Raw genomic sequence first — 9,681 nt, 5'->3', positions numbered from 1 at the left:
GGGGCGAACTGAGGGTCTCCGGTCCGGCGTTGCCGCGCACCACACTGAAGGTCTGATACCAGTAGAGGACGAAAGTCCACAGATACAGGGCGACGCCCCAAATGAGCAGCGCCCAGCCAAACGGCAGCGCAATCCGCCCCACCAGCGTGTCGAGTTGCCCGAGCAGGATCCACGGGAAGGCGCTCATCAACGCGAAGGTGGCCGCCTTACCGACATAGAGGACCGGCAGCGCGACGATCCCGCGGCGCCGCAGCAACGGGACTTGTGCCGCGAGCAGTACGTCGCGGGCGACGATCAACCCGATGATCCACCACGGAATAAATCCACGGACCCCGAACGCCAACGGAATCGCGATGATGTACACCCGGTCGGCGAGAGGATCGAGTAACACGCCAAGTGCCGACGACTGATCGAGCCATCGCGCGATCTTGCCGTCGAGCCAATCGGACAGCCCCGACGCCATCAAGATGGCGAACGCCCATCCGTCGGCCTTCACGACGAGCAGCACGTAGAGGAAGACCGGAACCAGCGCCAGCCGCAACACGCTCAGTGCATTCGGCACGGTGACTACCCGATCGCTGCGCGACCCATCCCCCGACACTCGAGACGCCTAGCGGAAGACGCCGATGATGCCCTGCAGCATCTTGGCGCCGCCCGAGGAGAACAGGTTGTCGTGGACCATGTAGGTCCAGGTCGACGTGGCCCGGTGCTCACCCGCACTGCCGAGGTCCACCCCGTCGTTGGTGATGGTGGCCGCACGGAACGTCTTGCGCGCCGCCGCGATGGCCTCAGCCGGCAGTCTGGTGTACTCGGCGAGGATCAGCCGGTGGAATTCGTCGAGCGGCGACTCCCGGCCGATAGCGCGCAAGTGGATACTCGAACGGACATCGGAGACATAGGCGAGGTGGTCACTCCACGCCCGGTCGAGGTGGAAGAGCATGATTTCGCGCGCCGCCTGCGCCAGAACCGGCTTCTCGACCTTCTCGGTCACCGGGCCGAAGTCGCTGATGCCGTCGAGATCGGCACCATCGTCGGCGGCTGTCACGTCGGCGGCATCGACACCGTCCGGCGCCTCGGCGTCCTTCTGCTCGGCATCCTTCTGCTCGGCCTTGGCCGGCGCCGGGAGGTGCCCGTCAAGCAGGGACTGGTAGCGGACCGGTTCCAGCTCAGCGAGGTCGGTCAACGCCTCATCGGTGCGCAATAAGGCCATGCGGCGCGCGACGATGATGTCGCGCTGCTGGTTGACCAGGGTGTTGTAGCGCCACGTATTGGCGTGCAGTTCGAGCATCACCCCCTCTGCGACCCGCTGCGCCTGTTCGATCAACTCGACCCCACGCGATCCCATCGAACCATCGGGCTCGGAGGACTCCGGATCGCGCTTGAAGGAGAGGTTGCGCGTCACCAACGGATCTTCCAACGAGGAGAAGAACACCGACGTGCCCGGGTCGCCCTGCCGGCCGGCGCGTCCGCGCAACTGATTGTCGAGGCGTTCGGTGTCGTAGCGCCCGGTTCCGATCACGCAAAGCCCGCCGAGTTCGGCCACTTCGTCGTGCTCTGCCGGCGTCGCCTCCGAGCCGCCGAGGCGGATATCGGTACCGCGCCCAGCCATCTGCGTGGACACGGTGACCGCATCGAGCTTGCCGGCGTCGGCGATGATCGTCGCCTCCTCCGCGTCGTTCTTGGCATTGAGCACCACGCACGACACCCCGGCCTTCTCCAGGAAGTACGCCAACTCCTCGGATTCGGCGACATCGTGGGTGCCAATCAGGATCGGCTGGCCGATCTCATGGATCTCCGTAACGAAGTCGACGATCGCCTCGACCTTGTTTGCCTTGGTGTCGTAGACACGGTCATGCTCGTCGACCCGGACGTTCTCGGTGTTGGGCGGGATCTGCGAGACGTAGAGGTCGTAGAACTGCCGGAACTGCTCGCCGGCGGCCAGCGCGGTGCCGGTCATACCGCAGACCCTCGGGTATCGGCCGATGAGCGCCTGCACGGTGATCGTGTCGATGACCTCACCCGAGTCGGTCTGGTCCAGACGCTCCTTGATCTCGACCGCCGCCTGCACACCGTCGGGCCAGCGCTGCAACTGGGCCACGCGACCGCGCGACGCGTTGATCAGCTTCACCTGTCCGTCGCGGACGATGTAATGCACATCGCGTTCGAGCAAGTAGTAGGCGTAGAGCGCGATATTGGTGTGGACCAGCGTGGTCCCCACATGCGCCTCGCTGTAAAGGTTCACACCGAGTTCGTCCTCGACGTAGGCGGCACCTTCGTCGGTAAGGCTGATGTTGCGGCCCTCGGTATCGATCTCGTAGTGCTTGGGCTTCATGCGCGACACCACGTCGGCGATCGCCGCGTCGGCGACCTCACCGGTCGCCGATCCGGCCAAGATGAGCGGAATGAGGGCCTCGTCGACAAGGACCGAGTCGGCCTCGTCGATGATCGCGACATCGGGTTGGGGTGCGATGAGATCGTCTTCACGGATGACCAGTTGGTCGCGCAGGACGTCGAAGCCGATTTCGTTCACCGAACCGTAGGTGACGTCGGCTTCGTAGGCGGCCTTGCGCTCCGACGCCGTCGAAGACTCGGCGACGGCGCCCACGCTGATACCGAACATGTCGAAGAGCGGGCGCATCCACGCTTCGTCCCGGCCGGCCAGATAGTCGTTGACCGAGATCACCTGGACCTTGTGACCGAGGAGGACGTAACCGATGGCGGCAATCGCCCCGGAGAGCGTCTTGCCCTCACCGGTGGCCATCTCGACGACGTCGCCCTCAAGCATGCGCAAGGACCCCTGTAGCTGCACGTCATAGGGGCGCAATGACAATGCTCGGTCCGCGGCCTCACGGACCAGCGCCAAGAACTTGGCGCGATCAGCGAGATCGGTGGCGATGTCCAGTTCGCGGGCCGCTGCCGCGAACCCGTCGTCGTCGAAACCCGCCGCCCAGTCGTCGTGGTCGGCGGCCTTCTTGATCAGCGCCACTGATTTGGACTGGTTGCGGCCACTCTGGGCTCCAAGGAGCCGCCACATCGTGTTGGAAAGCTTGCCCACCGGCTAATCCGTCTCCTGAGTTGATTCCGTCAGCGTCCCACGGTAGCGCACTGTCGCATCCGGTGACCGACGGCGGCTTCGGCGGTACTGTGAGTCCATGCCGTACATCGCCATCCGCACCCCGGCGGCGGTCGCTGTGGCCGGGGTAGTCGGAGCCGTACTGTTCGCTGCGCCAGCGCCCGCCGGCGCGGTGCCCGGCCTTGTCGGCCGCTCGTTCACCTCGACGTCGGTGCTGCCGATGCCGATACCCGGTGGCGGCCCGCTGACCATCACCTTCGGCGAAAAGGACCGCGTAAGCCTGAGCGCCGGCTGTAACCGGATGATGGGCACCGCGACGGCACGCGACGGACGACTGCACTTCTCCCGTCTCGCGTCGACGATGATGGCCTGTCCCCCGCCGCGCGACCGCGCCGACGAGTGGGCGTCGGCGTTCACCAAGATGGCTCCGCACTACCGGGTGTCCGGGACGGCACTGACTCTGAACACCGCATCCGAGCGGGTCGAACTGCGCGAGGAGCGCACTGCCCCGCCCCGCTGACGAGACCGACGGCGACACTCCCCGGCGGTTCACTGCACCGGGAAGTTGATCCCCTCCGATGGCTGCACGATCACGAAACCCTGGCCGGTGAAGGCGACCTGCACGGCCTCGCCCGAACCCCGTCCGATCAGCGCACTGGCCTTCATGCTCGAGACCAGGTGCGTCTGCAGATGCGCGGACCACGCCACAATGGCGTCGGTATCGGCGTACGTCGGCGCCTCGGCGGCATTGAGGACGACCGGTGGGCCGTCGGTGGTCAGCGCCACCCATCCGGTGCCGCGCAGCAACGTGTTGAACAGACCGCCGGTCAGCATACTGCCGCCCTTGACCCGTTCGATGTTCCAGTCCAGACCGGCCGAGAAGGCGAGGACGTTCTTGCCGCTGATCGACAGTGCCGAATTCTCCAGTTGGAGCAGGTGGACGTCTTTGGCCAGGTCGGCCAGGAACACATCGCCCTGACCCGTGCACCGCATCAGCGGCAGTCCCTCGCCGGTCAGGGCCTTCTTGATGAAGCGCGAGGCACCGCCGCCCTCGAAGGTGAACTCGACGTTGCCCTGGTAGGCGACCATGGCCCCCTGGCGGGCGAAGAACGGGTCGCCGACCCGCACCCGCAGCATGCGCTGGTTCTGCTTGGCGATGGCAGATTCCTCGTTCTCGCTGTAGCGGCCATCGACCAGGTCACCACGGATGCCGGCGAACGAGTCGGCCAACGACATCGGCTGAGCGGTCGGCTGCACCTGGGGCGGATGACCGGTTGGCTGGGCTGGCTGCAGGGGTGCATGTGGTACCACCGGCGGTGCGGTGAACACCTGTCCACCACTGCCGACCTGGTCGGTCCACTGCTGACCATCCCACCACCGAACCTCGTATTGACCACTCGGATCGGGACGCCATTCTCCGGCCACGCTGCTCACTCCTTCACGGTTCGGGACCCCCGCGCGCACCGGTGCCCGTCGCGCGCGATTTTCGGGCTTATCGGCCACCCTACTGGCCGAGCCGCTCCACCCTCTCCGCCGCTTACCTCGCACCTGGCGTCTGTTCGGGTCGCCTACCGCGCCCGAGCCGAGAACCGCCCGCCGTCGTGCGTCACGGCGATGGGGTGATCGAATGCTCCGGTCACCGCCTCAGTGGTCAGGGTCGCCGCCACCGAGCCGGCCGCCGTCACCCGGCCGTCGGCGATCAGCACTGCGTGTGTCGTGCTCGTCGGCAATTCCTCGAGGTGGTGAGTGACCAGCACCGAGGTCATGTCCGGGTTGCCGGCGGCCATCCGGTCCATCGTCGCGAGGTACTGCTCGCGGGCCGCGACATCGAGGCCCGTCGTCGGCTCGTCCAAGAGCAGCAGTCGCGGAGCCGCGATCAGGGCCCGCGCGATCAAAGTGCGCCCGCGCTCGCCCTGCGACATCGTTTGCCACACGGAATCACGGTGCGCGATCACGCCCGCCTCGGCGAGCAACTCATCGGCCCGTGCGATCTGGGCCGCCGTGGGTACCCAGCGCATCGGCACGTCGATTGTGCCGGTGACCCCGGTCAGCACCACTTCACGCGCCGTCAATGGCGTGGAGAGGCGGTGTCGCGGGTCGACGTGGCCGATATGTTTGCGGATCTGGGCCACGTCGACTCGCCCGAGCTGATGGCCGAGGACCGCGACAGTCCCCGCCGTCGGGTGTGCGCGAGCAGCGCAGAAGCCTAGGACGGTGCTCTTGCCGGCCCCGTTGCGGCCCAGCATCGCCCAGTGCTGACCCTGCTCGACCCGCAGGTCGATGCCGTGCAGAATCTCCACCCCGTTACGGCGAAACGTCACATCGTGGAGATCCAGCACTGCGCTCACACTCCAACGGTAGGCGACCCCCAGCACCCAGTTCGACGGAGGCCACAACGCGCACCGAGATGACAGAGTCCCGCCGGCCACGTACTCTAACTAGAACACGTTCTAATTCTGAGGAGTGATCCATGCGCGTAGCCGTGACCGGCGCAGCCGGTTTCGTCGGGACAAACCTGATCGACGAGCTGATTTCCGACGGTCACGACGTCGTGGCGATCGATCGCGACATACCGTCGGAGCAGCGGCATCCGGCGCAGCGGTGCGAATGGCGCGAGGTCGACATCTTCGACGCCGATGCGCTGACTGCGTCCTTTGCCGGCGTCGACCGAGTCTACCACCTCGTCGCGATGATCACCCTCAAGCAGGAAGACCCGATCGCATGGCGGGTGAACACCGAAGGAGTCACCACCGTGGCGCGCGCCGCCCTCGCCGCGGGGGTCGAACGCTTCGTTCACTGCAGCTCTATCCATTCCTTTGACCAGTACAGTTGCGGCGGCCACATCGACGAATCGTCCCCGCGCTCGACGGATACGGCCATCCCGGTCTACGACCGCTCCAAGTGGGCCGGCGAACAGAAGCTGCGCGCAGTCATCGCCGACGGCCTCGACGCGGTCATCGTCAATCCCAGCGGGGTCTACGGCCCGACCGACGGAACCTACGGCCGACCGTTGTCGCGGATCAACGGCATCCTGCGCGATGCTGCCCGCGGCTTCGTCCCAGTCTTCATCGACGGTGCGTTCGACCTCGTCGACGTGCGCGACGTGGCGCGCGGACTCATCCTCGCCGGTGAGCGTGGCCGCACAGGTGAGAACTACATCATCGGCGGCGAGCACGTCCGCCTGATCGATGCCCTCCGTGAGGCCGCCCGGCTGACTGGGCGGCCGCGGGCGCAGTTCGCCATCCCGACGTCGGTGCTCAACGTCGTGATCACTCTGATCGAGCCGATCGGGCATCTGTTCGGCTCCGACCTCGTCTCCCGGGCGTCACTCGCGGCGCTCCAGGCCGCGCCGACCATCGACATCTCCAAAGCACGCGATGAACTCGGTTACACACCCCGACCCAACCGGCAGACCATCGCCGACCTCGTCGACTTCTTTGCCGAGACTGGACGTCTGGGGTCGGCGCGCCTCCAGCGAGCGGGCCGCGAAACCCCCGCCACCGTGGCTGGCAGCTGACTTCGCCTACGGGCAGCGGACCTTGATCTCGAACTGCCGGCGCGACGGCTGCAGCGGGTTGGCCAGATTGATCCCGGTCGCCTCCCCGGTGATCGTGTAAGTCTTCATGACCTTCTTCGCTGCCGCGGGAGCAGTACCGGGAATGCCGGAGATGTAACCCAGTGTGACGCCGTCAACCGCGCCGAGTCCCACCGAGATGACCTGTGGCTGGTCCCCGGCGGTGACCACTGCGGAAACCCCGCCGTTGCCGGTCTCCGAACCGACCGAGATGTGCACCCGCCCGTCCCTGTTGACACATCCGACACTCGCATTCGGCAGATCGAGCGCCCGACCGTCCACCTTGACCGAGGCCGCGCCGCCCGGTGCGATGGGGTTGTCGACGGAGTTGCACGCGGACAGGGCGAGGGCGAGAGCACCCGCGCCGAGGACTGAGACGATGTGGCGTTTGCGCATGCGGATCAGCTTAGACGGCGGGCACGAACCCTGCCTCAAACTCGCCGATGATGCGTCGGCAGCTGGTCGAGCTGAACGACCATCGGCACCCCGACGAGTCCTCGCGACGGCGACGAGAGCGCGCGACCGCCCAGTCGTCGGCGGCGTCGCCGCCTCGATCAGGTCTGATGCTAGACGGTAAAGCCGAGCGCGCGCAGCTGTTCCCGGCCGTCGTCGGTGATCTTCTCCGGACCCCACGGCGGCAGCCACACCCAGTTGATGTCCAGGTCGGTGCACAGCCCGCTCGAGACCAGCGCGGCACGCGCCTGATCCTCGATGACGTCCTGCAGCGGGCAGGCCGCCGACGTCAGCGTCATGTCGATCTTGGCCACCGCATCGGCGTCGACGTCCATCCCGTACACCAGGCCCAGGTCGACGACGTTGATCCCCAACTCGGGATCGACGACGTCGCGCAGCGCCTCTTCGACGTCGTCGAGTTGGGGCAACGAGGTGGTCGGCTCGCTCTGCGGCTCTGCGTTGCTCATGTCAGTTCCTCTTCTCTGATTCTGGACTCGGGCGCATCGGCCACTGCCTGGCTCACCGCGTCCTTGAACGCCATCCAGCCCAACAGTGCACATTTCACCCGCGCCGGGTATTTGGCGACGCCGGCGAAGGCGACGCCATCACCGATCACCTCATCGTCGCCCGCATCGGTGCCGCGCGAAGTCATCATCGCCGTAAAGGCAGTCAATACCCGAAGCGCTTCGTCGACGGGCAAGCCGACGAGCTGGTCATAGAGCACCGAGGTCGACGCCTGGGAAATCGAACAACCCTGGCCGTCGTAGGAGACATCGGCCACCCGGGTGTGGTCCGCGGAGAGCGCGACGCGCAGCGTCACCTCATCACCACATGTCGGATTCACATGCTGCACCTGCGCACCGAACGGATCGCGCAGACCACGACCATGCGGGTGCTTGTAGTGGTCCAGGATGACGTCCTGGTACATCTGCTCCATCCGCATGGTCAGCGGCTCCCGAAGAACTCTTGCGCCCGGAGGATCGCGGCCACCAGGCGGTCCACCTCGTCGAGCGTGTTGTAGGCGGCAAACGAGGCGCGCGCTGACGCGGCGATACCGAAACGCCGGTGCAGCGGCCACGCACAATGGTGCCCGACCCGGATGGCAACGCCCTCGTCGTCGAGGATCTGACCGAGATCGTGCGCGTGCACGCCGTCCACGACGAAGCTCACCGCGCCGCCGCGGTCGACCGCGTCGGTGGGGCCGACGATCCGCAGACCCGCCACCCGTCCCAGTTTCTCAAGCGCCACGGTGGTCAACTCGTGTTCATGGGCGGCAACCGCGGCCATGCCCAGCGAATTCAAGTAGTCGACCGCCGCACCAAGTCCGACCGCCTGCGAGGTCATCGGCACGCCGGCCTCGAACCGCTGCGGCGGTGCCGCATAGGTCGAGCCCGTCATCGTCACCGTCTCGATCATTGACCCGCCGGTCAGAAACGGCGGCAACTGCTCGAGCAGCCGCGACCGCCCGTAGAGGACACCGACGCCGGAGGGTCCGAACATCTTGTGCCCGGAGAAGGCCGCGAAGTCGACGTCGAGCGCGGCGAAGTCGACGGCCATGTGCGGCACCGACTGGCAGGCGTCGAGGACGACCAGCGCACCCACCTCCCGCGCACGGCGAACCAACTCGTCGACGTCGGCGACCGCCCCGGTGACGTTGGACTGATGGGTGAACGCAACGATCCGCACCGACGAATCGAGGGACAGCGAGTCCAGGTCGATGCGACCGTCGTCGGTCACCCCGTACCAGCGCAGCGTTGCCCCCGTACGGCGGCACATTTCTTGCCACGGAACCAGATTGGCGTGATGTTCTAGCTCGGTCACGACGATGGTGTCGCCCGGACCGAGCGGCTTGCCGTGGAAGACCTCGGCCGCCCGATCGTCGGACAAGGCGTACGCAACCAGATTGAGCGACTCAGTCGCGTTCTTGGTGAAGACGATCTCGTCGGAACCCACGCCGACGAATCGGGCGATCGTTTCGCGCGCGTGCTCGTAGGCGTCGGTCGCCTCTTCGGCCAGCTGGTGAGCGCCGCGGTGCACGGCCGCATTGTGGTTGAGCAGAAAGGCACGCTCGGCATCAAGGACCTGCAACGGACGCTGGGCAGTCGCACCGGAATCCAGGTAGACCAGCGGCTTGTCGTCCCGGACCCGGCGGTTCAGGATCGGGAAGTCCGCGCGCAGGCCGACGACGTCGAGGTGTGCCGACGTCGCTGCGGTGTTCTCCTGGGCGATGCTCACGGGGGCCTCCTGTTCGGTGTGGTCGGATTGGACCTACGCGGTCGCACCGCTGGTGAAGCGCTCGTAGCCCTTGTCCTCGAGCTCGTCGGCGAGTTCGGCGCCACCGGATTCGACGATGCGCCCGTCGACGAAGACGTGCACGAAGTCGGGCTTGATGTACCGCAAGATGCGCGTGTAGTGCGTGATCAGCAGGACGCCGCCGTCTTCCTTCGCCTTGTAACGGTTCACGCCTTCGGAGACAATGCGCAGCGCGTCGACATCCAGACCCGAATCAGTCTCGTCGAGAACGGCGATCTTCGGCTTGAGCAGGTCGAGCTGCAGAATCTCGTGGCGCTTCTTCTCGCCG

The 9,681-nt window shown here is 66.4% G+C and carries 10 protein-coding genes and 1 pseudogene; 2 read left to right on the top strand and 9 right to left on the bottom strand.

What is annotated here, in order from left to right; genetic code table 11:
* On the bottom strand, positions 1-601 hold a 601-nt coding region (locus B4M62_RS03655; RefSeq protein ID WP_290705327.1), incomplete at its 3' end, for a CDP-alcohol phosphatidyltransferase family protein.
* A 9-nt stretch (positions 602-610) separates the two neighbouring features.
* Complete coding sequence (gene secA2, locus B4M62_RS03650) at positions 611-3,055, bottom strand: accessory Sec system translocase SecA2 (protein ID WP_290705324.1); 2,445 nt, start codon at positions 3,053-3,055, stop codon at positions 611-613.
* Positions 3,056-3,152: 97 nt separating this feature from the next.
* Here secA2 and B4M62_RS03645 point away from each other — a divergent pair, with 97 nt between their 5' ends.
* Positions 3,153-3,593 (top strand): META domain-containing protein, encoded by a 441-nt coding sequence (locus B4M62_RS03645; RefSeq protein ID WP_290705321.1) that lies wholly within the window; start codon positions 3,153-3,155, stop codon positions 3,591-3,593.
* Between the two features lie 29 nt (positions 3,594-3,622).
* On the opposite strand, the gene B4M62_RS03640 is transcribed toward B4M62_RS03645, so the two are convergent.
* Both B4M62_RS03640 and B4M62_RS03635 read right to left on the bottom strand, forming a co-directional pair.
* Entirely contained in the window at positions 3,623-4,498 is an 876-nt protein-coding gene (locus tag B4M62_RS03640) for an AIM24 family protein (protein ID WP_290705318.1), read from the bottom strand.
* 143 nt (positions 4,499-4,641) lie between these two features.
* Positions 4,642-5,421, bottom strand: coding sequence for an ABC transporter ATP-binding protein (locus B4M62_RS03635; RefSeq protein WP_290705315.1), 780 nt, complete (start codon positions 5,419-5,421; stop codon positions 4,642-4,644).
* Between the two features lie 122 nt (positions 5,422-5,543).
* Here B4M62_RS03635 and B4M62_RS03630 point away from each other — a divergent pair, with 122 nt between their 5' ends.
* Positions 5,544-6,590 (top strand): NAD-dependent epimerase/dehydratase family protein, encoded by a 1,047-nt coding sequence (locus tag B4M62_RS03630; RefSeq protein ID WP_290705313.1) that lies wholly within the window; start codon positions 5,544-5,546, stop codon positions 6,588-6,590.
* 6 nt (positions 6,591-6,596) lie between these two features.
* Here B4M62_RS03630 and B4M62_RS03625 read toward each other — a convergent pair whose 3' ends face one another.
* The 5 genes and pseudogenes from B4M62_RS03625 to sufC all read right to left on the bottom strand — a co-directional run.
* A complete protein-coding gene (locus B4M62_RS03625) occupies positions 6,597-7,043 on the bottom strand; it encodes a lipoprotein LpqH (RefSeq protein ID WP_290705310.1) in 447 nt (148 codons plus the stop codon).
* A gap of 170 nt (positions 7,044-7,213) precedes the next feature.
* The gene (locus B4M62_RS03620) at positions 7,214-7,567 is read right to left on the bottom strand and encodes a metal-sulfur cluster assembly factor (RefSeq protein WP_290705307.1); all 354 of its coding nucleotides are present in this window, start codon (positions 7,565-7,567) and stop codon (positions 7,214-7,216) included.
* The gene (gene sufU / locus B4M62_RS03615) at positions 7,564-8,043 is read right to left on the bottom strand and encodes a Fe-S cluster assembly sulfur transfer protein SufU (RefSeq protein WP_290705304.1); all 480 of its coding nucleotides are present in this window, start codon (positions 8,041-8,043) and stop codon (positions 7,564-7,566) included. Before sufU ends, B4M62_RS03620 begins: the two co-directional genes overlap by 4 nt.
* 2 nt (positions 8,044-8,045) lie before the next feature.
* A complete protein-coding gene (locus B4M62_RS03610; protein WP_290705300.1) occupies positions 8,046-9,335 on the bottom strand; it encodes a SufS family cysteine desulfurase in 1,290 nt (429 codons plus the stop codon).
* A gap of 33 nt (positions 9,336-9,368) precedes the next feature.
* Positions 9,369-9,681: pseudogene (gene sufC, locus B4M62_RS03605) on the bottom strand (Fe-S cluster assembly ATPase SufC); the annotation flags it as partial.

Source organism: Gordonia sp. UBA5067, assembly GCF_002414845.1.
GTDB classification, from domain to species: Bacteria; Actinomycetota; Actinomycetes; order Mycobacteriales; family Mycobacteriaceae; genus Gordonia; species Gordonia defluvii.
This window is presented reverse-complemented; position numbering and strand designations above follow the sequence as displayed.